This window comes from Streptomyces chrestomyceticus JCM 4735, from assembly GCF_003865135.1.
Taxonomy (GTDB): Bacteria; Actinomycetota; Actinomycetes; order Streptomycetales; family Streptomycetaceae; genus Streptomyces; species Streptomyces chrestomyceticus.
This window is the reverse complement of record NZ_BHZC01000001.1, coordinates 6890027-6914808: the sequence shown is the minus strand read 5'-3', so window position 1 is coordinate 6914808 and position 24782 is coordinate 6890027. Positions and strand designations below refer to the sequence as shown.

The 24782-nt window shown below is 73.3% G+C and carries 23 protein-coding genes; 7 read left to right on the top strand and 16 right to left on the bottom strand.

All coding sequences use genetic code 11. From position 1 onward, the window contains the following. Positions 1-192: 192 nt before the first annotated feature. From EJG53_RS30305 to EJG53_RS30295, 3 genes are all read right to left on the bottom strand, one after another. Positions 193-837, bottom strand: a complete 645-nt coding sequence (locus EJG53_RS30305; protein ID WP_241267844.1) for a response regulator — start codon at positions 835-837, stop codon at positions 193-195. Between the two features lie 23 nt (positions 838-860). Further along, positions 861-2096 carry a MacS family sensor histidine kinase gene (gene macS / locus EJG53_RS30300; RefSeq protein WP_125049695.1) on the bottom strand — a complete coding sequence of 412 codons (1236 nt, stop codon included), beginning with the start codon at positions 2094-2096 and terminating at the stop codon, positions 861-863. Between the two features lie 106 nt (positions 2097-2202). Next, positions 2203-3000 carry a lysophospholipid acyltransferase family protein gene (locus tag EJG53_RS30295; RefSeq protein ID WP_167515191.1) on the bottom strand — a complete coding sequence of 266 codons (798 nt, stop codon included), beginning with the start codon at positions 2998-3000 and terminating at the stop codon, positions 2203-2205. Between the two features lie 225 nt (positions 3001-3225). Here EJG53_RS30295 and EJG53_RS30290 point away from each other — a divergent pair, with 225 nt between their 5' ends. The 3 genes from EJG53_RS30290 (at position 3226) to EJG53_RS30280 (ending at position 6116) form a co-directional block, all read left to right on the top strand. After that, entirely contained in the window at positions 3226-4023 is a 798-nt protein-coding gene (locus EJG53_RS30290; protein WP_125047541.1) for an alpha/beta hydrolase, read from the top strand. Beyond that, on the top strand, positions 4010-4702 hold the full coding sequence (locus EJG53_RS30285; protein WP_125047540.1) for a hypothetical protein: 693 nt from the start codon (positions 4010-4012) through the stop codon (positions 4700-4702). Before EJG53_RS30290 ends, EJG53_RS30285 begins: the two co-directional genes overlap by 14 nt. A 226-nt stretch (positions 4703-4928) precedes the next feature. Further along, positions 4929-6116, top strand: a complete 1188-nt coding sequence (locus tag EJG53_RS30280; protein ID WP_125047539.1) for an SGNH/GDSL hydrolase family protein — start codon at positions 4929-4931, stop codon at positions 6114-6116. 19 nt (positions 6117-6135) lie between these two features. On the opposite strand, the gene EJG53_RS30275 is transcribed toward EJG53_RS30280, so the two are convergent. From EJG53_RS30275 to EJG53_RS30250, 6 genes are all read right to left on the bottom strand, one after another. Next, entirely contained in the window at positions 6136-6885 is a 750-nt protein-coding gene (locus EJG53_RS30275; RefSeq protein ID WP_125047538.1) for an endonuclease/exonuclease/phosphatase family protein, read from the bottom strand. A gap of 6 nt (positions 6886-6891) precedes the next feature. Further along, the gene (locus tag EJG53_RS30270) at positions 6892-7833 is read right to left on the bottom strand and encodes an ROK family glucokinase (RefSeq protein WP_125047537.1); all 942 of its coding nucleotides are present in this window, start codon (positions 7831-7833) and stop codon (positions 6892-6894) included. Positions 7834-7933: 100 nt separating this feature from the next. Next, a complete protein-coding gene (locus EJG53_RS30265; RefSeq protein WP_125047536.1) occupies positions 7934-8473 on the bottom strand; it encodes a DUF5304 domain-containing protein in 540 nt (179 codons plus the stop codon). A 266-nt stretch (positions 8474-8739) separates the two neighbouring features. Next, the gene (locus EJG53_RS30260) at positions 8740-9948 is read right to left on the bottom strand and encodes an ArsA family ATPase (protein WP_125047535.1); all 1209 of its coding nucleotides are present in this window, start codon (positions 9946-9948) and stop codon (positions 8740-8742) included. A 2-nt stretch (positions 9949-9950) separates the two neighbouring features. Beyond that, positions 9951-10424, bottom strand: a complete 474-nt coding sequence (locus tag EJG53_RS30255; protein WP_125047534.1) for an SRPBCC family protein — start codon at positions 10422-10424, stop codon at positions 9951-9953. A 174-nt stretch (positions 10425-10598) separates the two neighbouring features. After that, the gene (locus EJG53_RS30250; RefSeq protein ID WP_125047533.1) at positions 10599-11375 is read right to left on the bottom strand and encodes a metallophosphoesterase family protein; all 777 of its coding nucleotides are present in this window, start codon (positions 11373-11375) and stop codon (positions 10599-10601) included. 312 nt (positions 11376-11687) lie between these two features. On the opposite strand from EJG53_RS30250, the gene EJG53_RS30245 reads away from it, so the two are divergent. Continuing rightward, positions 11688-13484, top strand: coding sequence for an AMP-dependent synthetase/ligase (locus EJG53_RS30245; protein WP_125047532.1), 1797 nt, complete (start codon positions 11688-11690; stop codon positions 13482-13484). Positions 13485-13604: 120 nt separating this feature from the next. On the opposite strand, the gene EJG53_RS30240 is transcribed toward EJG53_RS30245, so the two are convergent. Next, positions 13605-14747, bottom strand: a complete 1143-nt coding sequence (locus tag EJG53_RS30240) for a glycosyltransferase family 4 protein (RefSeq protein ID WP_031004070.1) — start codon at positions 14745-14747, stop codon at positions 13605-13607. Positions 14748-14924: 177 nt separating this feature from the next. On the opposite strand from EJG53_RS30240, the gene EJG53_RS30235 reads away from it, so the two are divergent. After that, positions 14925-16184 carry a glycosyltransferase family 87 protein gene (locus EJG53_RS30235; RefSeq protein ID WP_125047531.1) on the top strand — a complete coding sequence of 420 codons (1260 nt, stop codon included), beginning with the start codon at positions 14925-14927 and terminating at the stop codon, positions 16182-16184. Here EJG53_RS30235 and EJG53_RS30230 read toward each other — a convergent pair. From EJG53_RS30230 to EJG53_RS30210, 5 genes are all read right to left on the bottom strand, one after another. Further along, positions 16141-17418, bottom strand: coding sequence for a hypothetical protein (locus tag EJG53_RS30230; RefSeq protein ID WP_125047530.1), 1278 nt, complete (start codon positions 17416-17418; stop codon positions 16141-16143). The genes EJG53_RS30235 and EJG53_RS30230 overlap by 44 nt on opposite strands. Before the next feature lie 40 nt (positions 17419-17458). Next, positions 17459-18487, bottom strand: coding sequence for a C40 family peptidase (locus tag EJG53_RS30225; protein ID WP_125047529.1), 1029 nt, complete (start codon positions 18485-18487; stop codon positions 17459-17461). A 261-nt stretch (positions 18488-18748) separates the two neighbouring features. Further along, positions 18749-19798 carry a C40 family peptidase gene (locus EJG53_RS30220; protein ID WP_031004078.1) on the bottom strand — a complete coding sequence of 350 codons (1050 nt, stop codon included), beginning with the start codon at positions 19796-19798 and terminating at the stop codon, positions 18749-18751. Between the two features lie 418 nt (positions 19799-20216). Continuing rightward, positions 20217-21593, bottom strand: a complete 1377-nt coding sequence (locus EJG53_RS30215) for an NYN domain-containing protein (protein WP_125047528.1) — start codon at positions 21591-21593, stop codon at positions 20217-20219. 31 nt (positions 21594-21624) lie between these two features. Next, positions 21625-21864, bottom strand: a complete 240-nt coding sequence (locus EJG53_RS30210) for a hypothetical protein (RefSeq protein WP_031004082.1) — start codon at positions 21862-21864, stop codon at positions 21625-21627. 273 nt (positions 21865-22137) lie between these two features. Here EJG53_RS30210 and EJG53_RS30205 point away from each other — a divergent pair, with 273 nt between their 5' ends. Further along, positions 22138-22857: a rhomboid family intramembrane serine protease gene (locus EJG53_RS30205; RefSeq protein ID WP_125049694.1), complete on the top strand. Its 720-nt coding sequence runs from the start codon at positions 22138-22140 to the stop codon at positions 22855-22857. Continuing rightward, the gene (locus EJG53_RS30200; RefSeq protein WP_031004087.1) at positions 22854-23135 is read left to right on the top strand and encodes an Lrp/AsnC ligand binding domain-containing protein; all 282 of its coding nucleotides are present in this window, start codon (positions 22854-22856) and stop codon (positions 23133-23135) included. The genes EJG53_RS30205 and EJG53_RS30200 overlap by 4 nt, the downstream gene beginning before the upstream one ends. A 75-nt stretch (positions 23136-23210) precedes the next feature. Here EJG53_RS30200 and EJG53_RS30195 read toward each other — a convergent pair whose 3' ends face one another. After that, positions 23211-24614: an aminotransferase class V-fold PLP-dependent enzyme gene (locus tag EJG53_RS30195; protein WP_125047527.1), complete on the bottom strand. Its 1404-nt coding sequence runs from the start codon at positions 24612-24614 to the stop codon at positions 23211-23213. Positions 24615-24782 lie beyond the last annotated feature (168 nt).

Below are 24782 nucleotides of genomic sequence, written 5' to 3'. Positions count from 1 at the left end.
CGGTGGCCGCGCGCGGCCGTGCTGTGCCGACGCCGGTCACGCTAATGGTGATGTGCGTCACCCCGGGATGGGAAGGAAAGCGAATTCCCCGGAAATGCCGGGGACTTGACGCGATGCGTTCACTCGTACGAGCGCATTGCGCATCCGTGGCCGGTGCCCTTGTGGACTCCCGGACGGCCGAAGCCGGGGTCCCTAGACCTCGTCCAGGCCCCGTTCTATCGCATACCGGACCAGTTCGACCCGGTTGTGCAACTGGAGCTTGCCCAGGGTGTTCTGCACATGGTTCTGGACCGTGCGGTGCGAGATGACCAGCCGGTCGGCGATCTGCTTGTACGACAGACCCTTGGCGACCAGGCGCAGCACCTCGGTCTCCCGCTCGGTCAGCCGCGGCGCGCCCGGCTCGTCCTCGGCGGCCGGGGCGGGCTCGGTCGCCAGCCGGCGGTACTCCCCCAGCACCAGCCCGGCCAGGCCCGGTGTGAACACCGGATCGCCGGCCGCCGTACGGCGCACCGCGTCCAGCAGCTCCTCGGTACTGGCCGACTTGAGCAGATAGCCCGTCGCGCCGGACTTGACGGCCTCCAGCACGTCGGCGTGCTCGCCGCTGGCGGAGAGCACCAGCACCCGCAGGGCGGGGTGGGCGCCGACCACTTCCCGGCAGACCTCCACGCCGGGCAGACCCGGCAGATTCAGGTCCAGGACGAGGACGTCGGGCGCGGCGGCCTGCGCGCGGCGCACCGCCTGCGGGCCGTCCCCGGCCGTCGCCACCACGTCGTACCCGGCCTCGGCCAGGTCGCGGGCGACCGCGTCCCGCCACATCGGGTGGTCGTCGACCACCATCACCTTCACGTCCCGCGGCTCGCTCACGCCGTGCTCCTCCCCCGTTTCCGGCCCTCGGGCACCTGGCCCTTGGGGACTTTCAGCTCCACTTCCGTGCCCTGGCCGGGGACCGAGATCCAGTCGGCGCTGCCGCCCAGGTCCCGCAGCCGGCCGCGGATCGACAGGGCCACCCCCAGCCGGCCCTCGCGCTCGGCGTCCGCGAGGCGGCCTTCGGGGATGCCGGGACCGTCGTCCCGCACCGTCACGACCACCTCGTCCGGCTCGTCCTCCACCAGGATCCACGCCTGTGCCTCGGCACCCGCGTGCACCCTGACATTGTCCAACGCGGCACTGACAGCGGCCGCCAGCTCCGCCGCGGCAGCCGCCGGCAGCACGACCGGCCCGCCCGGCTCGGAGAACGTGACGCGCGCGCCGGCGTGCGGCGCGAGCAGGGCCCGTACGTCGCAGGGCCCGGCATCGGGGCCGTCCTCGGCGCACGGCACCGGCGCGGCCAGTGCCTCCTGCGGGGTGCGGACCGCGTCCTCCCCGGCGTCGGGAACGGCCGTACCGGGCCGCGGGACCAGCCCGCTGGAGACGAGCGTGCGCAGCGCGACCTCCTGCTCCCCCGCCATCCGGCCCAGCTCGGCGGCCTCGCCGCCGATCGCGGCACCGCGCCGCTGCACCATCGCCAGGACCTGCAGGACGCTGTCGTGGATGTCCCGGGCCAGCCGCTCCCGCTCCCGGGTGGCGGCCTCGATCTGGAGGGCGCGGGCGAGGGTGCGCTCACTGGCGCGGGCCACCTCGACCACGTAGCCGATGGCGACGCTCGCCACCCACACCAGGACGACGTTGTGGATGGTGTCGCGGGCGAGCTCCTGGCGTTCGACCAGATTGACGACGGCGACCAGCGCGGAGGCCACCGCGGCCCAGCGCCAGCCGCCCTTGATGGCGAAGCCGAGCACCGCGCCCGCCGTCCAGATGGAGGGCAGGGTCGCCGCGCCGTCCATGATCCGCTCATGGCTGTCCGCCACCAGGGTGAGCAGGATGCCGCCGAGCGCGAAGGACAGGTCACCGATGAGGAAGGCGCGGGTGCAGCGCTCCGCCGAGGTCGTGCGGCGCCAGGTGAAGGCCATCCACACGGTCAGCGCCGTCATGTAGGCGGCGGCGACGAGGGGGTGCGCGTACTTCTTGTACGAGAACACGAACAGGACCAGGACGTAGGCCAGGGTCAGGACGCGGTAACCGGTCAGCGCCCGCCACAGCGGGAGCTCCACCGACATCCGGACCGCCCGCTGCGGCCGCCCCTTGCCCTTGCCCGCCGCCGCGCCGGCCGCGGGCCGTATCTCTGCCTCTGCCATTTCGCCCCCACCCTGTGCCGGGGCGCGCCTACGCCCCGGTGCCGGTCCTGCCCTGCCCCTTGCGGATCTTGGCGGCCATACCGGTCTTTTCGGCCTTCTCAGCCTTTTCGGCTTTTTCGGCTTTTTCGGCCTTCTCCGCCTCGGCCTTCTTCTTGGCCGCCTCCGCGATCTGCCGCTTGGCGGCGGTCGCGTAGATGTCCACGTACTCCTGGCCCGACAGCTTCATGATCTCGTACATGACCTCGTCGGTCACCGAGCGCAGGATGAAGCGGTCGCCCTCCATGCCGTGGTACCGGCTGAAGTCCAGCGGCTTGCCGATCCGGATACCGGGCCGGATCATCTTCGGCATCACCTTGCCGGGCGGCTGCACCTTCTCCGTGTCGATCATCGCGACGGGGATGACCGGGGCGCCGGTGGCCAGCGCCACCCGGGCCAGGCCGCCGGGCTTGCCCCGGTAGAGCCGGCCGTCCGGCGAGCGGGTGCCCTCCGGGTAGATGCCGAACAGCTCACCGCGCTCCAGCACCTCGATGCCGCTCTTGATCGCCGCCTCGCCCGCGCCCCGCGCGCCCGAGCGGTCCACCGGAAGCTGGCCCACCCCCTTGAAGAAGGCGGCGGTCAGCTTGCCTTTGACGCCCGGGGAGGTGAAGTACTCGGCCTTGGCGATGAAGGTCACCTTGCGGTCGAGCACCGCGGGCAGGAAGAAGGAGTCCGAGAAGGACAGATGGTTGCTCGCCAGGATCGCGGGGCCCGTCGCGGGGATGTTCTCCAGGCCCTCCACCCAGGGACGGAAAGCCAGCTTCAGCGATCCGCCGATGGAAAACTTCATTGCGCCGTAGATCAACCCACTGCCTCCTGTGTGTGACGCAAAGACCTTAACCTGCCCCGGCGCCCCCCTCTTCTCGGCGGCCCGCCCGGCCGGGCCCGGGGGCGCTCCCCGGCGGTGACCGGGGTAGGGGGCCGATGGACCTATCCGCCCGGCGCCGCTCCGCGTAGGCTTTCGGTAACCCGCGTATCCCGTTGCCGCCCGGCCCTCACCGATCGGAGTTCCCCGGTGCCGCTGCTCCCCGGAGCCGAGCCGTTCCGCCGCGACGGCGGCCGGACCGGCGTCCTCGTCTGCCACGGTTTCACCGGCTCCCCCCAGTCCGTACGCCCCTGGGCCGAGTACCTGGCCGACCGCGGCCTGACGGTCTCGGTCCCGTTGCTGCCCGGCCACGGCACCCGCTGGCAGGACATGCAGCTCACCACCTGGCAGGACTGGTACGCCGAGGTCGACCGCGAGCTGCGGTCGCTGTCCGAACGGTGCGAGCGGGTCTTCGTGTGCGGCCTGTCGATGGGCGGCGCGCTGGCGCTGCGGCTGGCCGAGCGGCACGGCGCCGCGATCAGCGGCCTGGCGCTGGTCAACCCGGGCAACAAGGTGCACGACGCGGCCGCCCCGCTGCTGCCGGTGCTGCGGCACGTCGTCCGGACGACCAAGGGGCTGGCCGACGACATCGCCAAGCCCGGCTCCCACGAGATCGGCTACGACCGGGTGCCGCTGCACGCCGCGCACTCGCTGCGCCGCTTCTTCCAGTTGGTCGACGCCGAACTGCCCCAGGTGACCCAGCCGTTGCTGGTGATGACCAGCCCGCAGGACCACGTCGTACCGCCGGTCGACTCCGAGCGCATCCTCGGCCGGGTGTCCTCGGAGGACGTACGGCAGGTGCTGCTGGAGCGCAGCTACCACGTCGCCACGCTCGACCACGACGCCGAGCGGATCTGCCAGGAGACCTACGACTTCATCGCCCGACTGGCGCCGGACGTGCGCACGGGCGTGGAGAGTGAGGAGACGGCGCCCGGTGGAGGAGCGTAGCCCCCGCGACCCCCGCGACCCGCTGGACGAGGAAGCCGCCTGGGCCGAGATCGTGGCCGGGTACGGCAAGGCGCCGGCCTTCCCGGACGAGGACGGGCCGGTGGCCAGTCCGGGCCCGGAGGCGGCGGACGGGCCGTCCGGCGGCGCCACGGGCACCGGACCGGACCGCGTCGGCCTCGGCAAGACCGGCGAGGACCGGGCCGACGGCAAGCCCCCCGAGAAGCCCGGCCAGGGCTCCACGGACCGCACCGACCGGGACGACGGCGGCCTGACGGTCGAGGAGCGCCCGCGCAGCGAGCCCTCCCCGGGGTCGCCGGACCGGCCCGGCGGCAACGGCGTGGGCAGCTTCGTGGTCTTCGCACCCGGCGTGGGGCCGCGCGACTGGTCGGCGGCCGAGGCGTCCGACGACGACCTCGCCGGGACGGACGAAGGGCACTTCGTGCCGCCCGAGCCGCCTCCGCTGCCCAAGGCCGACGTGACGGCCAAGTTCGCCTGGATCGCGGTGCTCGGCGGGCCGCTGCTGCTGGTGCTGATGGTGCTGTTGCAGCAGCCCGTCACCTGGTGGATCACCCTGCTGGGCATCGGCGGCTTCCTGGGCGGCTTCGCCACGCTCGTGGCCCGGATGAAGCACGACGACGAGGACGACGAGGAGCTGCCGGGCGGCGGCGCGGTCGTATGACCGCATGGGCGGCCGGTCTTCGGGCCCTGCCGTCCCCCGCGTGACCAGGGGTTCACCCTCGCGCGCCGGGTGTCCTGCCCGGCGTTGACGCTGCGAACGGGGAGGATCACGCCGAGTATCCGGCCGTGTTCCCGGGAGGACCCCCGTGCGCCATCCGCTCTCGTCGTCATGCTCACGTCCACGTCGTCGGGCCCGGGTGGCGGCGGCCGCCGCGACGGCCGCCGCGGTGACGGGCCTGCTGGCCACCGTGCCGGCCGCCGCCAGCCCACCGCAGCGGCAGGCTCCCGGTCCGGCTGCGGTGGTCTCCGTCGGCGACTCCTACATCTCCGGCGAGGCCGGGCGCTGGGCCGGCAACTCCGACGCCAACCCGGCCAACTTTCCCCGTATCGACGCACTCGGCCCCACCGCGTACTACGACAACGCGGGCCGCACCGCCGAGCGCGTCCCGAAGTGCCACCGCTCGCGCTCCGCCGAGATCCACCTCGGGCTGCCCGGCACCGAGAGCGAGAACCTGGCCTGCTCCGGCGCCCGCACCGACTCCTTCCGGGCCCCGAAGGGCGTCGCCAAGCCCGGCCTGGACTTCTCGGACGCGGCCGGTGTGCCCGGCCAGGCCCGGCAACTGGAGGAGTACGCCCGCGAGCACCCCGTACGGCTGGTCGCCGTCTCGATCGGCGGCAACGACTTCCGCTTCGGTGACGTGGTCACGTCCTGCGTCCTGGCGTACCTGAACCCGCTGCCGAAGGCGTGCAGCCAGGACCCGGCCAACCGGGCCCGGTTCACCGACCAGGCGGTGGAGCGGCGGGCCGACGACATCGCGGGCGGGCTGCGCAACGTCAGGCAGGCGATGCTGCGGGCCGGGCACGACACCGACGACTACGACGTGATCGTGCAGAACTACCCGGCGCCCATCCCGCACGGCCGTGGCTTCCGCTACCCGGCGCCGCTGGGCGCGCGCCAGACCCTGGGCGGCTGCGCGTTCAACGACCGGGACGCCGACTGGGCGGTGGACAGCGTGCTGCCGGCCGTCGGCCGGGCCGTGCAGCGGGGCATCACCAAGAGCGGGCTGGGCAACGTCCGCTTCCTCGACCTCACGCACAGCTTCGACGGGCACCGGCTGTGCGAGCGCGGTGTCGGACTGGTCGACCCGGTGCGCGGCACGGTGAGCCGGTGGACCGACCCGGGGGCGGCCGACAAGACCGAGTGGATCAGTTGGGTGCGGACGGTCACCGCGGTGCTGCCACCGTTCCAGGTGCAGGAGGCGCTGCACCCGAACCACTGGGGCCAGCTCGCCCTGCGGAACTGCCTGCGGCAGGCGTACGCCTCGCTGGACCAGACCCGCAAGAACCGGCTGGCCTGCACCGGCGGCGGTCCCGGCCTCAACGGGCGCGGGGAACCGAGGATGCGGCTGTCCTGAGCGCCGCCGGGTCCGGGCCTTACGCGGCGGCCGGCACCCGGAGGGCGGCCAGCACCGGCAGGTGGTCCGTGGCGGCCGGCAGATCGCTGTGCGCGAGGCCCGGCAGGTCGCGCGGTACGCCGCAGCCCAGTACCTCGACGCCTTCGGTCGTGAAGACGGCGTCGATGCGCTGGTGCGGGTCGTGGGGCGTGGAGGTGTACTCGCCGCCCCACGGCGCCGCCGTCCAGGCGTCGGTGAGCGAGCCCGCCAGCCGCCGGAAGGCACGCCCGTCCGGCCGGTCGTTGAGGTCACCGGCCGCGACGGCGTACGGGGTGTCCAGCGCGCGCAGCCGCTCCAGCAGCAGGCCCGCCTGGGCGTACCGCTCGTCGGCCCGGAGGCTGAGGTGGCAGCTCAGCAGGCCGACCCTGGCGCCCCCGGTCCGTACCACCGCGGTCGCGAAACCGCGCTGGTGCAGGCCGGGGGTGCGGGGCAGCAGGACGTCCTCGGTGCGCTCCACGTGGGCGCGCAGCGAGGACAGGATCATCGGGCCGGCGGCGGTGGCGCCGCCCGTCACGTACACCAGGTCCGTCGCCCGGCACAGCTTCGCCACGCTCTTGCGCCAGCGGAAGAACCGCGGCGCCTCCTGCACGAACACCAGGTCCGGGGCGCAGGCCCGGATCACCCGGGCCAGCGCCGCGCGGTCGTCGCGCAGGGAGCGGACGTTGTAGCTGAGCACACGGAGCACGGCCGAGCCCGGCTCGGTGCGGGAGGCGGGCAGTGCGGCCGGCACCGGGGGTCAGCCCTGGCGTGCCAGGTCGGCGGCGCCGACCAGTCCGGCCTTGCCGCCGAGCTGGGCGGCGAGCACCTGGGCGTGCGGCCGCCACTGGTTGCCCACCAGCCAGCGGCGGAAGGACTTGCGGATCGGGTCGAGGACCAGTTCGCCCTCGTCCGAGACGCCGCCGCCGACGATGAAGGCGGACGGGTCGAAGAGCGAGGCCAGGTCGGCGAGGCCGGCGCCGGCCCAGCGGGCCAGTTCGCGGAAGGAGTCGACGGCGACCGGGTCGCCCTGGCGGGCGGCCTCGCTGATGTGCCGGCCCTCGATGCCCTCGGAGGTGCCGTCGCCCATGGAGAGCAGCACCTCGGCGTTCTCGGGGGTGGCGAAGGCGCGCTGGCGGGCGTAGCGCAGCAGGGCGCGGCCCGAGGCGTACTGCTCCCAGCAGCCCTGGCTGCCGCAGCCGCACAGCAGGCCGTCCGGTACGACACGGATGTGGCCGAACTCGGCGGCGACGCCGAACCGGCCGCGGCGCAGCTTGTTGCCGATGATGATGCCGCCGCCCAGGCCGGTGCCCAGGGTGATGCAGATGACGTCGCTGTGGCCCTGGCCGGCGCCGAAGCGGTACTCGCCCCAGGCCGCCGCATTGGCGTCGTTCTCGACGACGACGGGCAGGCCGACGCGCTGCTCGACCTTGTCCTTCAGCGGCTCGTGGCGCCAGTCGATGTTGGGCGCGAACAGGACGGTGGCCCGCTTCTCGTCCACGTAACCGGCGGCGCCGATGCCGACGGCCTCGACCTGGTGGTCGGCGCCGACGGTGCGCACGGCGTCGGCGATGGCCTCCGTCAGCTCGTCGGTGGCCTGCGGGGTCGGCACCTTGCACGTTTCGAGGATCGTGCCCTCTTCGTCGACCACGCCGGCCGCGATCTTCGTGCCGCCGATGTCGACGCCGATGGTGAGTCCCATGTGTCCCTCAGTTATTGGTCGTACCCCGCCGCGTACAACCGTACCGGAGTACGGGGCGGCGCCCGTGCCCTCCGGCTGCTCTCCGGCCGCGCGGGGCAGGTCAGTCGAGGTCGATCCGCTCGGTGCCCGCCGGGCCGTCGTCGTCCCGGCGGGCGCCCGGGTCGTCCCGCTTGTCGCGGGTGCCGTCGCCCTGGCGGCCGGCGCCCGGCCCGGCGGCCTCCCGCGGGTCGGCCTGCGCGGCCTCGTCGGCGGCCTGGCGGGTCCAGCGGCGCTCGCTGCTCTCGACGGCCGAGCGGTAGGCGGCCAGCAGCTCGGACCCGGCGGCGGCGAGGTGGTCGAAGACGTCCGGGTTGCGTTCGACGACCGGCTCGACGACGGCCTTGGCCTGCCGGAAGAGCTGCTGCACGGCGCCCTGCGCGGCCATCCCGGCGAGCGCGCCCGGCAACTGGATGCCGGCGAGCTTGTCGGTGACGGCCTCCGCGAGGCGGCGCAGTTCCTCGGCGGCGCTGCCCGGCGGCGGGCCGTACTGCGCGCGGCGGCGGGCCTTCTCGGCCGCCAGGTCCTCGGCGCAGGCCGTTTCCCAGGCATCGGCGTCGAACCGGTCCGTACGGTCGGCGGGGCGCTCGGTGGCATCGCTCATGGCGGACTCACTCCTGCGGCGAGGCGGATCTGGACCCGCGTGGGCGGCGGGTGCGCGGCGGTGCTGCTTCTCCCGACGTTACCCGAACGGCGGTGTGCCGTTCAGAGCCTGTGTCATACCCCCGGTCGGATCAGCGCACGTCGTCTGGTGCGTGCGATCGCAAGGCGCCGGAGCGCCTTCGTAGCGGAGCTACGTGGGCGTTTCGGCAACGCAGCGAGCGTGCGTGCCAGACGACGTGCGCCCGGCCGGGGGTATGACACAGGCTCTCAGTTACCGCGGGGCCAGAGATCGGGGTCGGGGGTGAAGCGGATGTGCAGCGCGCCGTCGCGCAGCCCGGCGCCGGAGACCGAGCAGCGGCGCAGGGCGGAGGGCAGGGTGCGTATCCGCCGGTAGCGGCCGGCGGTGACGACGACCTCGTCGCCGCGCCGCAGCAGGCCGAGCCCGTCGCGTTCGGCGCCCGGCAGCGGCACCCGCCACACCAGGATGCCGTCCGAGGCGAGCCGGTCCTCCACCGTCCAGGGGTCGTCGGCGCCGCCGGGCGCGGCCGGTTCCCCGACCGTGCCGCGGAGCAGCTCGGCCAGATCCTCGGTGCCCTCGGGGTCGCGGCCCAGGTGCGGCACCTCGACGACCGGCGCTTCGGGGAACTCCTCGCGCAGCGCCTTGAGCGCGCTCTGCTGCTGGCCGGAGAGCGCGGCCAGGAACGGGTCGGCCGACCCGGTGGGCAGCAGCCGGTTCGCGACGACGGCGTCGGTGCGGTGCCCGTACAGGGCGAGGCCCGAGCGCACCTCCCGCAGGTCCGCGACGGCGGCCGGTCCCGGCTCGGTGACGATCCGTACGGTCGTGCCCGGGTCGTCGATGATCCGCTGTACGGCGGCGAGCTCGTGCTCCCAGCGTTCCGCGGCCTCGTACAGCTTCTGGGTGGGCATCTGCACGCCCGCCAACTGGGCCAGCACCGGCCGCAGCGCGCGGGCGGCCTGGCGTTCGGGCGGCAGCAGGCGGCGGAGGTAGCGGCGGGCCTGTTCGGGCAGGGCGAGCAGGGCGACGGTGTCGGCGGCGGGCGGCATGTCGACGACGACCGTCTGCGGGCCGTCCGGCCCGCCGGCCGCTTCGTGGGCCGCGCGCAGCTCGTGGAGCAGCGCGAACGCCTCCGCGCCGGGCAGTTCGGTCAGTTCGTCCTCGTCCAGGGGCGCGGCGCCCAGCAGGTCGAGGGCGGCGCCCGCGCGCTCCTGGAAGGCGAGCGCCTCCCGGCGGAAGTGGTCGCCGGCGTCGACGCACCGGGCGTGCAGGCCGGGGACGACGGGCACCGGACCGTCGCCGGGGCGGCCGAGGCGGGTACCCAGGACGCGTCCCGCCGCGCCGCCTCGGGCGGTGAGCAGCAGGACGCGCTCACCGCGCCGGGCACCGGCCAGGGCGGTGGCGGCGGCGAGGGTGGTACGGCCGGCGCCGCCGGGGCCGGTGACGAGGACGGTACGCATGGTCAGTGGCTCGTGGCCTCGCCGGCGGGGGCCGCGGGGCCGCTCTCGACGCGCTTCTTCAGCCCGTCCAGCGCGCGGTCGATGATGACCTTCTCCGCCTTGCGCTTGATCATGCCGAGCATCGGGATCTTGACGTCCACGGTGAGCTGGTACGTCACCTCGGTGTGCGCGCCGCCGGCCAGCGGGACCAGCCGGTAGGAGCCGTCGAGCGTCCGCAGCATCTGGGACTTCACCAGCGACCAGCTCACCTCGTGGTCGCTGGTCCAGGTGTAGGCGAGGGTGTGGTCGTCCTTGATCGCACCGGCGTCCAGCAGCAGACGGACCTGTTCGGCGCGGCCCTGGTCGTCCTTGCTGAGGATCTCGGCTTCCTTGACCTCGCCGGTCCAGTCCGGATAGCGGTCGAAGTCGGCGATCACTCCCATCACCTCGGCGGGTGCCGCCTCGATCGTGATGCTAGAGCTGGTGTGTTCGGCCATCGCCGTGACTCCTCCATGCCGATTCGTGCCGGTCCGCCAGACGCGTATCCCTGCTGCTGAAGGCTACCGCGCGGGGAAAGCGCGCCGGACCGGCGTCCCGGCCGATCCGGTCGGCCCCGGAGGCGGCCCCCGGCAGGGCCTTCGGGGTAGGCCCTGAAGGTGCGCGGAAGGCCGTCACCACTCCAGGACGTACGGCGCTCCCGTCGCGTTGAAGTGCCCCACGTTGACGCACTCGGTGGCGCCGACGCGTACCCGCCGGGCCAGGGGCTGATGCACATGGCCGAAGAGCGCGTAGCGGGGCCGGGTGCGGCGGATCGCGTCCAGGAGGGCGGCGCTGCCGCGTTCGAAGCGGCGGGCGACGACGTCGTAGCAGAGCTCCGGCACGTCCGGCGGGATGTGGGTGCACAGCACGTCCACCTCGCCGACGGCCTCGACCTTGGCCGCGTACTCCTCGTCGCTGATCTCGTACGGGGTGCGCATCGGGGTCCGCAGGCCGCCGCCGACGAAGCCGAAGACCCGGCCGCCGATCTCCACCCGCTCGCCGTCCAGGACGGTGGTGCCGGGTGCGGCGTACTCGGGCCACAGGTGGGGCAGGTCGACGTTGCCGTACGTGGCGTACGTCCGCTCGGGGAAGGCGGCGAACAGTTCGGCGTACTGCCGGCGGACGGCTTCCTCGATCACCGCCATCCGGCCGCCGCCCTCGCGCTCGATGTCGCCCCACAGGCGGCGGCCCAGCGCGCGGGCCTCCTCGAAGCGGCGGGCGGTGCGCAGCTCGACCAGCTCGTGGGCGTTCTCGGTGCCGAAGAGGTCGGGGAAGATGCCTCGGGAGTGGTCGGCGTAGTCGAGGAAGAGCACCAGGTCACCCAGGCAGACCAGGGCGTCGGCCCCGTCGCCCGCCGTGGCGAGGTCCCGCCCGTTGCCGTGTACATCGCTGACCACATGGACTCGCATGCCGGTCACCCTAGATCGAAAGGCGGGCGGCCGGGAGGGGGATCGGAGGTGCCGCCGGGAGAGGGGTCCGACCTGCGGTTACTTCCGGGTCACCGAAAGCCTGGTCTAGTCTGCGCGAAGCAGTCCCAAGGCGTGCCCGGACGCGTGTCACGCAGCGTGTGACGCATCGAACATCTGGGCGTAACCCCCTATCCCAAAAGCAATACCGGTGGGTAACGTCCGGGCAGTCCACCACCCCCCCCTGCCTGATCATGGACCGCAGCCGGCCACCACACAGCGTCGTGAGGCCGGCGCCAATGAGGAGCAGCAGTCTTGCGCGAGTTCAGCCTTCCGGCCCTGTACGAGGTCCCCGCGGACGGCAACCTGACGGATCTGATCCGCCGCAATGCCGCGCAGCACCCCGATGTCGCCGTCATGGGCCGCAAGGTCGACGGCCGGTGGCAGGACGTGACGGCCACCGTCTTCCTCGCCGAGGTACGGGCCGCCGCCAAGGGCCTGATGGCGGCCGGCATCCGGCCCGGCGACCGGATCGGCCTGATGTCGCGCACCCGGTACGAGTGGACCCTGCTGGACTTCGCGATCTGGAGCGCGGGCGCGGTCACCGTCCCGGTCTACGAGACCAGCTCCGCCGAACAGGTGCAGTGGATCCTCGGCGACTCCGGCGCGGTGGCCTGCGTGGTCGAGTCCCCCGCGCAGGAGGCCGCCGTCGAGTCCGTACGGGACCGGCTGCCCGCGCTGGAGAACATCTGGCAGATCGAGCGGGACGCGATCGCCCGGCTGCGCGCGGCCGGCGCCAACGTCACCGACGCGGAGGTGGACGAGCGCAGCGCCCTCGCCGACGCCGACTCGCCCGCCACCATCGTGTACACCTCCGGCACCACCGGCCGGCCCAAGGGCTGTGTGCTCACCCACCGCAGCTTCTTCGCCGAGTGCGGCAACGTCGTCGAGCGCCTCAAACCCCTCTTCCGCACCGGCCACTCCTCGGTGCTGCTCTTCCTGCCGGTGGCCCATGTCTTCGGACGGCTGGTGCAGGTGGCCTCGGTCATGGCCCCCATCAAGCTCGGCCACGCCCCCGACATCAAGAACCTCACCGACGACCTCGCCTCGTTCCGCCCGACGCTGATCCTCGGCGTCCCCCGGGTCTTCGAGAAGGTCTACAACTCGGCGCGGGCCAAGGCGCAGTCCGAGGGCAAGGGCAAGATCTTCGACCGGGCCGCCGAGACGGCCATCGCCTACAGCCGCGCGCTCGACACCCAGGCCGGGCCCGCCCTCGGCCTGCGGCTCAAGCACAAGCTCTTCGACAAGCTGGTCTTCGGCAAGCTGCGCGCCGTGCTCGGCGGCCGGGCCACCCACGCCATCTCGGGCGGCGCGCCGCTGGGCGAGCGCCTGGGCCACTTCTACCGGGGCATCGGCTTCACCGCCCTGGAGGGCTACGGCCTGACGGAGTCCTGCGCGGCCACCGCCTTCAACCCGTGGGACCGGCAGAAGATCGGTACGGTCGGCCAGCCGCTGCCCGGCTCGGTGGTGCGCATCGCCGACGACGGCGAGGTGCTGCTGCACGGCGAGCACCTGTTCACCGAGTACTGGAACAACGAGGCCGCGACCAAGGAAGCGCTCTCCGACGGCTGGTTCCACACCGGTGACATCGGCACCCTCGACGAGGACGGCTACCTCGCGATCACCGGCCGCAAGAAGGAGATCCTGGTGACGGCGGGCGGCAAGAACGTCGCCCCGGCCGTCATCGAGGACCGCATCCGCGCGCACGCGCTGATCGCCGAGTGCATGGTCGTCGGCGACGGCCGTCCCTTCGTCGGCGCGCTGGTCACCCTCGACGAGGAGTTCCTGCCGCGCTGGGCCGCCGAGCATGGCCGCCCGGCCGGGCAGAGCGTCACCGAGCTGAGCAAGGACCCGGAGCTGCTGGCCGCGGTGCAGCGGGCGGTGGACGACGGCAACGCGGCCGTCTCCAAGGCCGAGTCGGTACGCAAGTTCCGTATCCTGCCGACGCAGTTCACCGAGGACTCCGGGCATGTGACGCCGTCGCTGAAGCTCAAGCGCAATGTGGTGGCGAAGGACTTCGCCGAGGAGATCGAGGCGATCTACCGCGCGTGACGCGGGGACGTACCGACACCGTTCCGGACGCCGGGCGGGCCGTGCACTGCGGCCGCCCGGCGTTCGCGCTTCCGGGGTTCGCGCCTCAGGGGTTCGCGCTTCCGGCGTTCGCGCGTCCTGCTACAGCAGCTCCTTGAGCCGCTCCGCCAGCAGGTCCCAGCGCCACTTCTCCTCCACCCAGGCGCGCCCGCGCTCGCCCATGCGGCGGCGGGCGGCGGGGTCCTTCAGGAGTGCGACGACGCGTTCGGCGGTGACCGTCGGGGAGCCGCCCGGGACCACGTACCCCGTCTCGCCGTCCAGCACGGCGTCCGGCGCGCCGCCGGAGTCCCCCGCCACGACCGGCAGTCCGGTGGCGGACGCCTCCAGGTAGACGATGCCCAGGCCCTCCACGTCCAGCCCGCCACGCCGGGTGCGGCACGGCATGGCGAAGACGTCGCCCGCGCCGTAGTGGGCGGGAAGTTCCTCCCACGGCACGGCCCCGGTGAAGCGCACCGCGTCGGCGACGCCCTTCTCCTGGGCGAGCGCGTGCAACTGCTTCTCGTACGGGCCGCCGCCGACGATCAGCAGCACCGCGTCCGGCACGTCGGCCAGAATCCGCGGCATCGCCTCGATCAGGGTGTCCTGGCCCTTGCGCGGCACCAGCCGGGACACGCAGACGACGACCGGCCGCTCGGCGAGCCCGAGGCGGGCCCGTACCTCGTCGCCGCCCGAACCGGGGTGGAAGGTCTTCTCGTCCACGCCGGGCGGCAGTTGCGTCATCCGTCCGGCGGCGGCCGGCGTCAGCGCGGCGGCGATCCGCGAGCGGGTGTACTCACCGAGATAGGTGATCGTGTCGGTGCCCTCACCGATCCGCCGCAGCAGTTGACGTGAGGCGGGCAGTTGCGCCCAGCCCGCCTCGTGCCCGTGCGTGGTGGCCACGATCCGGCGCGCGCCCGCCCGGCGCAGCGCGGGCGCCATCAGGCCGAGCGGCGCCGCGGCGCCGAACCACACCGAGGAGCAGCCGTGCCGGCGCAGCAGCGCGGCGGCCGTGCGGGTCACCCGGGGCGTCGGCAGCAGCATCGTCGTCCGGTCGCGGACGACCGGGAAGGGCTGCTCGGCGTCGAAGCGGGCGGTGGCCTCGATGCCCTCCTTGGTCCGCTTCCAGGTGGAGGCGTAGACCACGACCCGGTCCGGGTCCAGGCGCAGCGCCATGCTGTGCAGGAAGGCCTGGATGCCGCCGGGGCGGGGCGGGAAGTCGTTCGTGACGATCAGCGTCTTGTCCATTGCCCTGGCACAGTACCGGGTCACCGGACACGGCCGGCGGGGACCGCCCCGGCACGCGCGTGACTCGTCTACGGTCGTGACACGGCCCCGTCCAACGGGACAGAGTGGGACAAGACGCAGGCACGCAGACAGGGGCAGACCGACGCGGACGGCGGCGGACGACGGGACGAGGTGGCGATGGGCGGGGCCGGCGGCCGGCAGCCGAGGGACACGGTGCGCGCGCTGGGCCCGCCGGTGGCGGTCTGGGCCGCGACCCGGGCGGTCCTGCTGCTGTGCGTGTTCAAGGTGCTGGTGCTGCCCGGCCCGGACGTCACCAGCGACATCTCGGGCATCTACGCCGACTGGTCCGAGATCCTGAAGACCGGCGCGTTCCCGCAGGACGACGTGGCCTGGCAGTACCCGCCGGCCGCCGCGCTCGCCGTCCTCTCCCCCGGCCTGCTGCCCTTCCTGGACTACGCCTCGGCGTTCTTCCTCCTGGCGTGCGCCGCCGACGCGGTCACCTTCGCGCTGCTCCTGTACGCGGGCCGCCGTCCGGGCAAACGTCTCACCGGTGCCTGGGTCTGGACCGCGGGGGTCGCCCTGCTCGGCCCGACCGCGTACGCCCGGTACGACCTGATGGTCACCGCCGTGGCCGTCGCCGCGCTCTTCGCCGCCGCCCGGCACCCGCGCGTCTCCGGCGCCCTGATCGCCTTCGGCGCCCTGCTGAAGGTCTGGCCGGTGCTGTTGCTGACCGGCGCTCCCCTGCGAGGCCGCCGCGCGCGGCAGCTATGGGGCGCGACGGCCCTCGGCGCGCTGGCGGTCATCGCGCTCTGCGCCGCCTGGGCCCCTGGCGGGTTGGCCTTCCTCACCTTCCAGCGCGACCGGGGTACGGAGGTGGAGTCGCTCGGCGCGCTCGTCTTCCATCTCGCCCGGCAGTTCGGCTGGGACGGCAAGGTGCTGCTGCACTACGGCTCGGTGGAGTTCGTCGGCCCGTACGTGCCGCTGGTCAGTTCCCTGGCGCTGCTCCTGACCCTGGCGGCCTTCGGCTGGCTGCTGCTGTGGCGGCTGCGCGCGCGGCGGTTCACGTCCGCCACACTCGCCGACGCCGCCTTCACCGCCGTCCTGCTCTTCGTCACCACCAGCCGGGTGATCAGCCCGCAGTACATGATCTGGCTGGTGGGAGTGGCGGCCGTGTGCCTGACGCTGCGGGCGAGCCGGATGGGACGGCCCGCCGTCCTGGTCCTGCTCGCGACCGGCGCGACGCTGTGGGAGTTCCCCGTCCGGTTCGTGGACGTCGTGGCCAGCGAGGGGAGCGGTGTCGTCCTGCTGGCCGTGCGCAACGCCCTGCTCGTGGCCGCCTCACTGTCCGCCTGCCGCCGGCTGTGGCGCGCGACGGTCACCGGACCGGAGCACGTCACCGCAACTGCCGCACCACGTACGCCTGCCACCGCCGGGTGAACTCCGCCGGGCTCAGGCCCAGTTGGTCACGCATCGCCCGTCCGGCACTCTCGGGGCCGCCCCGGCCCGCCGCCCGGTAGAACGCGCCGAGCCGCTGCTCGCCCCAGTCGTCGGCGATCATGCGGCAGGCCAGCCAGCCGCCCTCGTACGCGCGGGCCAGCTCCCGCGCGCCGCGGCTGAAGCGGAAGTCGCCGTCGGCCGGGAGCCGGGACGGCGGGGCGCCCTTGGCCACGGCGTGCGCGAGTTCGGGGGCGGTGGCGGCGGCCGGGTGGCTGCCGCCCCGGTAGGCGGCCCAGTCGGCGAAGCCCTCGGAGAGCCAGAGCGGGGTGGCGGAGGTGGTGGCCGTGCGCGTCGCGACGTGGGTGGCCTCGTGGGTCAGTACGGTCTGGCGCCCGGCGGCGGACAGTTCGCCGTACGCCTCCGGGTTGACGACGACCCGGTCGGCCGGCGCCGCCGGGGCCGGGCCCGACTCGCCGGTCGTGACGGCCGCTATGCCCCGGTAGCCGGAGGGGTCGTCGGCGTTCAGCAGCTCCGCCATCCCGTCCAGCGACTGCGGCGCCTCGACGACCACCCGCCCGGCCCACTTCCCGGTCCACGCCGCGCCGACGGCGGGCACGGCGTCGTCCGTGCGGTCCGCCAGTTCGCGCAGTGCCGCGGTGCCGCGACGGACCCCGAGGACCAGGCTGTGGCGTCCCTTGACGACCTGGACCGGCCCCTGGTCCCACAGTTGGCGCGCGCTGCGCCGCCCGCTCCCGGCGCCGTCCGAGTCGGAGCTGATCAGCCACCGGCCGCCGCGGTCGGTGAGCGTCAGGTACTGCACGGAGGTGACCGGCGCGTCGTCGTACCCGCTCAGCCGGTAGCGCAGCCGTACCTCGGCGGCCACCCGGCGGCCCTCCGCCCCGACCACCGCCGGCAGGCCGAACGCGTCGGTCTTCACCAGCTCGTACGACCAGGCGCCCAGCGGGACCTGCGCGAGGTGGGCGAACACCGCCCGCTGCCGGTCGCGGTACGCGGCCGCGTGCGGGTCGACCGAGGCGAGGAAGGCCCCGGCGTCCCGGTCGCGCACGGCCGCCGCGCGCCGGTCCAGCATCCGCTGGATGCCCGGCGGGGCGTCCCGCACGCCCGCCGGGTCCTGGCAGCCCGCGAGCAGCGGCAGCAGCGCCAGCGGCAGGGCCGCGCAGAGCGCCGTCCTGATCCGCCGGGCCGTCCGCCGTTCCGTCCGTCGCTCCGCCACGCGGTTGATCGTAAGCACCGTGCCCGCGTACGGACAGCGGTCAGGGTCGGGTTACGGACGAGATGGGCATCATGCCGACGGGGTCCGAGCGCACCCGGGCCCCCGGATACGGCGCGTGCACCACCTGTCCGTTGCCCACATACATACCGACATGACTGGCGTCGTCCCGGTAGATGACCAGGTCCCCGGGCCTGGCCTGACTGACCTGAACCTGCCGCCCCGCGCCGCGCTGGGCTTGCGAGGTGCGCGGGATGGAGACTCCGGCCCGCGCGTAGGCCCACTGCATCAGCCCGGAGCAGTCGAAGGCGGACGGGCCGGACCTTCCCCAGGCGTACGGGGACCCGATCGCCCCGCGCACCGCCTGCACGGCGGCTCCGGCCCGGCCGGAGGCGGGTGCGGGGCCGGACACGTCGGGCAGTGACCGTCCGACGCCGCGGTTGGCCCGGTCGTAGGCGGTCCGGTCCGCGTGGGTCAGCGAGTTCAGCAGGCGCCGCGCCGAGGCCAGCTTCCCCTCGACGTCCTTCTTGTGGCGCACGACGTCCTGCCGGCTCGCCTCCAGGGCCGCCAGCTTCCCGGTCGCCTCGCGGCGCTCCTGCTCCAGGCCGCGCTGGGCGTTCTGGAGTTCGCGCAGTTCCCCGGCCTGTCTGCCGTGGATGCGGTCCAGGGCAGCGGCCTTGTCGAGGTAGTGCGCCGGGTCCTCGGACAGCAGCAGCTTCAGCGCCGGGTCCAGGCCGCCGGAGCGGTACTGGGCGGAGGCGACGGCGCCGAGCCGGCCTCGCAGCCGGTTGACGTGTTCCTGGCCACGGGCCACCCGGTCCTGGAGGGCCGCCACGTCGGCCCGCAGTTCGCGCGCCCGCTCGTTGGCCCCGTTGTACTGCTCGGTGGCCTTCTCGGCCTGCTCGTAGAGGGCGTCGACGCGCGAGGTGACCTCGGCGGGCGCCGGGGCCGGGACGGCGCTCGCCGCTCCGGCGGACAGCGCCGCGGCGGCGGTGACCGCGGCGGCGGACAGGACCGTGGCCCTGGTCGCACCGGCCAGGCCGGACTGTGAGACACGGCGGTGGGACGCCACGTGAGGCCGCACTCCCTTCCGTGCAGCCCCTGCCGCCCTGGACGGGCGGACGCGGACCGGCGGCTGCGAGGGCAGACAGTAACGGCGCCGGTGGCCCGCGGCCAAAGACCCGCAACACCCCCACCGGTAGGGAAAAAGCCGCCCCGCCGGTGACTGCGCAGGTCACCGGCGGGGCGGGAAGTCAGCGGCGGGCACCGCAATTCGCCCGATCGGGCGGCATGTCCGGCAGTGTCCCGCGCGCGGGGAGCGGCCGGCGGAACGTCAGACGCGGACGCCGAACTGGAAGGGCATGTTGTTGATCGACTCGTAGCGCACGGACGCGCCCGGCTTCGGCGCGTGCAGCACCTGGCCGTTGCCCGCGTACAGGCCGATGTGGTGCAGGTCGCCGTAGAAGAGCACCAGGTCGCCCGGCTTGAGCGCGCTCTGCGAGCCGATCCGGGTACCGGCGTTGGCCTGCGCCTGCGAGGTGCGCGGCAGTCCCTGGCCGGCCTGCTGGTACGCCCAGGAGGTCAGGCCCGAGCAGTCGAAGGAGGAGGGGCCGGTGGCGCCCCACACGTAGGGCGAGCCGATCTTGGAGGCGGCGGCGGCCAGGGCGGCGGCGCCGCGCTGCGAGGCCGGCACGTCGTTGCCCAGGTCGGGGCGCTCGTTGCCACGGCTGGAACGGCCCTGGCTCTGTCCCTGCTTCTTCTCCTCCTCCTTCCGCAGCTCTTCCTTCTCCTTGGCGGTCAGCGTGTTGAGCAGCTCCTGCGCCTTGGCGAGCTTGCCCTTGATCTCGTCCTTCTTGTCACCCAGTGCCTTACGGGTGTCCGAGAGGTCCTTGATCTTGCCCGCGGCCTCCGCGCGCTCCTGCGCGAGCCGGCGCTGCTTGTCGGCGATGGTCTTGAGCTGCTCGGCCTGCTTGCCGCTCAACTGGTCGAGGGTGGCGGCCTTGTCGAGGTAGGTGTCCGGGTCGCCGGAGAGGAAAAGCTGCACGGACGGGTCGATGCTGCCGCTGCGGTACTGGCCGGAGGCGACGGCGCCGAGGCCCTTGCGGAGCTCGTTCAGCTCGCCCTGGCCGCGGGCGACCTTGTCCTGGAGGGCGTCGACCTCCTTCTGGAGCTTCTCCTGGTCCTCCTTGGCCCCGTTGTACTTCTCGGTGGCCTGCTCCGCCTGCTCGTAGAGCTTGTCGACCTCGGACTTGACGTCTTCCTTCTTCGGCTTCGGGTCGGCATGGGCGGCCTGGGACGAGAGGGCGACGGCCGCCGCTGCGGTCGCGGTGAGGACGGTCACGCGCGTGCGGCTCGGCTGCTTGGGTCGACGGTGGGACGCCACGGAGGCGAGCTCCTTCTTCCTTCAGCCGCCTACCGGGCGTGGGGGGTACGGGACCCCGGCTCCGCGCGTGAACACCGCGGACTCGGCGGTTCCTTCACTGTTCATCCCGGATGGATGATCAACTGCATGAAGGGTTGAGGCCTGACCTTAGTAACCGAGTTGTGATCGCTTCAAATCCTCACCGGAAAAAACTGCTGGATGCTCCTCATCCTTTACCAACATCACACAGGCAGTAATGACCACTTGACGCTCAGACACGAACGACAGGCATGAAACGCCTCGTTGATGGGTACACTTTTACCTCCGTCCCGGCCGCCACGGCGACCGCCGGCACCCCCTCGGGCACCCCGGCCAGACTGCCCTACGCACCCCGCCGCGAAGCACGTTCCGGACAAGTCGTACGGACGGAACGTACGACTCACGTACGGGCAAGTCGCTTCAGCAGCAAGGCCGATGCGACCGGCCGCGCCCCCGCCTTGGCCACCCCGTCGGCCACCTCGCGGTCCGTGGAGACCACCACCACCGGACGGCCGGGCGGCTCGGCCCGGACGAGCTGACGGATCAGCTCGTCCGCCGTCACACCCGGCTTGCTGAAGAGGACCCTTACCCCGCGCGGCGGAGCGAGCAGCACCGGAGCGGCCAGCTCGGCACCGTCGAAGACACACGTCATCTCCGCGCCGGTCTGGGCGGCCAGCACCGCGAGGCCGCCCAGCAGCCGCAGCCGCTGCTTGTCCAACGGCATCGTGGGATAACCGGTCTTGGTGACGTTGTAACCGTCCACCACCAGATGGGCCTGCGGCAGCGCCAGCAACTGGTCCAGCAGGGCGGGGTCGGTCTCCGACAGCGCGCGCGTGGCGATGTCCTTGGGCGTCATCTTGCCGGGGGCCACCGCGTCGACCGTGTCCGCCGGGTGGGTGTCGGCGGGCGGCAGCGCCAGCTCCCGGCGCAGCCCCTGGGCCGCGTCCAGGACGGTGTCCAGCAGCAGCCGCAGCCGCATGTCCTCGACGCTGCGCCCCTCACGCGTGGCGCGGCGGCTGGCCTCCAGCGACGCCTCGACCTCGGCGATACGGGCCTTGAGGCGGCGCGCCTCACTGTCGGCCACGGTCTTCTCCTGCGCGGCGGCGGCCCGTACGGACTCCACCTCGGCAGCGGCCTTGCGTGCCGCCGCCTCGCCCCGCTTGACGTCACTGAGCGCGCTGCGCAGCTTGCGCTGCAACGACTCGTTCTCCTTGCGCAGCGCGTCCAGGTCGCCGCGGGTGCGCTCGGCGTCGGCGCGGGCCTGCGCGCGGGCCTGCGCCAGCTCCTCGCGCAGCGCGGCCAGCTCGCGTTCGGCCTCCTCGCCGGCCTGCTCCGCGCGGGCGCGCTGCGCCTCCTCGCCGGCCGCCGCGACCAGCTTGACCCAGCCCTCGGGGCGCAGCACATAGGCCGCCGCCGCGACATCGAGCGGGTCGGCGGCGGCGGGCGGGGTGCCGTTGTCCAGCGCTTCGGCCAGTTCCGGCTGGGCCTCGCGCAGCCGGCCCGCGATCCGTTGCCGGAAGACCGCGTCGTTCTCCAGCGCGGCCGCCATCGCGTTGCCCGCGAACTTGGCCCGGCGGCTGGGGGTGAACCGGGCGTACTGGCGCAGCGGCGGCGGAAGTTCGGCGACCGTCAGGCCGCCGAAGGACTCCGCGGTGAGCGCCACGACCCGGCGCCGCACGCCCTCGGGCAGGGGACGGTCGAGCACCTCGTCCGCCTCGGCCGCACCGGCCTCGGCTCCGTGCTCCGCCCCCGCAGGCCCTTCTGGACGCTCCACCACTGCTGCATCGCTCCGATCTCAGGCGCTCGACTCAGGCACTGGCGCCCGGCCGGTCGACCAGCTCGATCTGGTCGACCGCGTTGCACCAGCGGCAGCGCACGGACTCGATGCTCTCACTGAGCACCTCGCGTTCCTCCACCTTCGGCTCCCCGGCGAGGTCGAGGTGGAGGTACTCCACGACCTCGGAGCGGCGGGTCACGTCGAAGCGCGTCAGGTTGCCGCACAGGGTGCAGCGCCACCGGGTCCCGTCCGTCGGCAGGGGAACAGCCATGGTGTCGTCCTCTTTCGTCGCGCTCGGGCGAGCGGGGCTCGTGCTGTCGTTCGGGGGCTTCCCGCGGTGCGCCGTCGGACTGCGGAAGTACGCGGGGTACTGACCGTTACCCTACGGCCTGATGCCCTTACGGCGCGGCCCTGCCCGGGAGGCGGGACGCGGCGAGGCACTCTGTCCTGATTGCCCGCATTACGCCATGATCACTTCATGACGGCCCCGTTCCTGACCCCCCGGACGCCCCGCGCCCGCTCGGTGCTGACCGTGTTCTCCCGCATGACGAACGTGCTGATCGCGCTGTGCTGTGTGGTCTTCGTCGTCGGGCCCGCCTCCGGCCTCAACGGCATATACGGAACCGGTGACGCCGTCGTCCAGGCGCAGACCGCGTACTTCGAACGCTGGGGTGTCATCCCGCGTGAGCTGTGGAGCGGCTCGCCCGGCCCGCTGCTCACCCCGCTGACCGCCCTGTTCGTGCACGGTAGCTGGCTGCACCTGCTGGGCAACGTCCTCTTCCTGTACGTCTTCGGCGGGATGGCCGAGGACCGCATGGGCCGGCTGCCGTTCACCCTCTTCTACCTCGTGACCGGCTACCTGGCCCTGATGGGCTACGCGGCCGCGCACGCCTCCTCGGGACAGACCCTGGTCGGCGCCTCCGGGGCGATCTCCGGGGTGCTGGGGGCGTTCCTCTACCTCTTCCCCAAGGCCCGGGTCACCAGCATCTACCCGTTCCTCTTCTTCCTGCCGCTGCGGTTCCCGGCGTGGATCGTGCTGCTGTTCTGGTTCGTCCTCCAGTGGATCGCCGCGCAGCGCGACCCCAGCTCCCCGGGCGTGGCCTACCTGGCCCATGTCGTGGGCTTCGCGGTGGGCTTCCTGTACGCCTGGGTGCGGTACCGGCCCAGCCCCGCTCCGCCCGGGGAAACGGCCGCGGCCACCGGTAGGGTGGACTCCGCCGGAACGGCGAAGCAGCAGGCGGCCGAGGGAGAGAGCCAACCGTGATCACTTCGATCGTGCTCATCAAGACCAGCGTGGACCAGATCCCGGAGATCGCGGAGAAGATCGCCGCGCTGGAGGGCGTCAGCGAGGTCTACTCGGTCACCGGTGCGCACGACCTGATCGCGCTGGTGCGGGTGGCCAAGCACGACGACCTGGCGGACGTGATCCCGGGCCGGATCAGCAAGGTGCCCGGCGTCGCCTCCACCGAGACGCACATCGCGTTCCGTACGTACTCCCAGCACGACCTGGAAGCGGCCTTCGCCATCGGCCTCGACGCCTGAGCAACCCCTCCACGTACCGCACACCCACGCCGCGGCGCCCGGACAGCGGAGCGCCGCGGCGGGGCGGTCCTGGGGTTACGCGGCCGCCGCGGTGTCCGGCACGCAGCGGCCGTCCTCGGTGCGGTAGCTCCACCGCGCGCCCTGCGTGACCAGTTCCTTGACGGCCCGGACGAAACGCTCCACGTGCTCGTCGGGCGTACCGGCCCCGAAGCTCACCCGGATGGCGTTCAGGCTCTGCTCCCCCGGTGCCCCTTCGGGAGCACCGCACTGGCCCGGGGCCTCGGACTCGGCGCCCAGCAGGGTCCGTACGAGGGGGTGCGCGCAGAACAGCCCGTCGCGCACGCCGATGCCGTACTCCGCGGAGAGCGCCGCCGCGAAGTGCGAGCTGTTCCAGCCGTCGACGACGAAGGACAGCACGCCCACCCGCGGGGCGTCGTCCCCGAACAGCGAGAGCACCGTGACCTCGGGCACCTCGGCGAGACCCGCCCGCACCCGCTCGACCAACTGCTGCTCCCGGGCGACCAGGCCCTCGAAGCCCGCCTCGGTGAGCGCCTTGCAGGCGGCGGCGATGGCGTAGACACCGATGACGTTGGGCGATCCGGCCTCGTGACGGGCGGCGGTGGTGTGCCAGTCGACGTCCACCCCGCCGTCAGTGCGGCGCGCGACCGTACGGCTGGCGCCGCCGCCCGCGAGGTACGGCTCCGCCGCCTGGAGCCAGTCCGCGCGCCCGGCCAGCACCCCGGCCCCGAAGGGCGCGTACAGCTTGTGGCCGGAGAAGGCGACCCAGTCCACGTCCAGTTCCGCGATGTCGACCGGGTGGTGCGGGGCGAGCTGGGCGGCGTCGAGCACGATCCGCGCGCCGTGCGCGTGCGCCGCGGCGGCCAGCTCCCGTACGGGCCACAGCTCACCGGTCACATTGGAAGCACCGGTCACGCAGACCAGGGCGTTGTTGTACGGCTCCCGCTCCGCCAGCGCCCGCTCCAGCGTGTCCACCGCCTGCCCCGGCGTGCGGGGTGCGTCGAGGTACGTCACCTCGACGTCGGCGCGCTGCTCCCAGGGCAGCAGCGAGGCGTGGTGCTCGGTCTCGAAGACGAACACCCGGGTGCCGGCCGGCAGCACGGCGGCCAGCAGGTTCAGCGAGTCGGTGGTGGAGCGGGTGAAGACCACCTGGTCTCCCTCCCGGCACCCGAGGAAGTCCGCCACCGCAACCCGGCTGTTCTCGAACAGGTCGGTGGACAACTGCGAGAGGTAGCCCGCCCCTCGGTGCACGCTGCCGTAGTACGGGGCGTACGCGGCCACGTCGTCCCAGACGCGCTGGAGCGCCGGGGCACTGGCGGCGATGTCCAGTGCCGCGTACTCGACCTCGCCGCCGGTGACGAGCGGGACCAGCACGTCGCGGCCCAGCACGGGCAGCGGGGCGCAGGCGGCGTCGGCGGCGGAATCGGTGGCGGCAGGGGTGGCAGCGACGGAAACAGGCATGGCGAACTCCCGTGGAAGCAGGGTGACTTCGCTGCGGGGCCCACACGCCGAAGCGGGGCCGGACCGGCAGCGGTGAAAGAAAAAAGGGGGTGCGGAAAACGGGGCCGAACGGCCCTAACGCATTCGCTGCGACACGGGAGATCTCCCTCAAGGACCAGGATCCCTGGC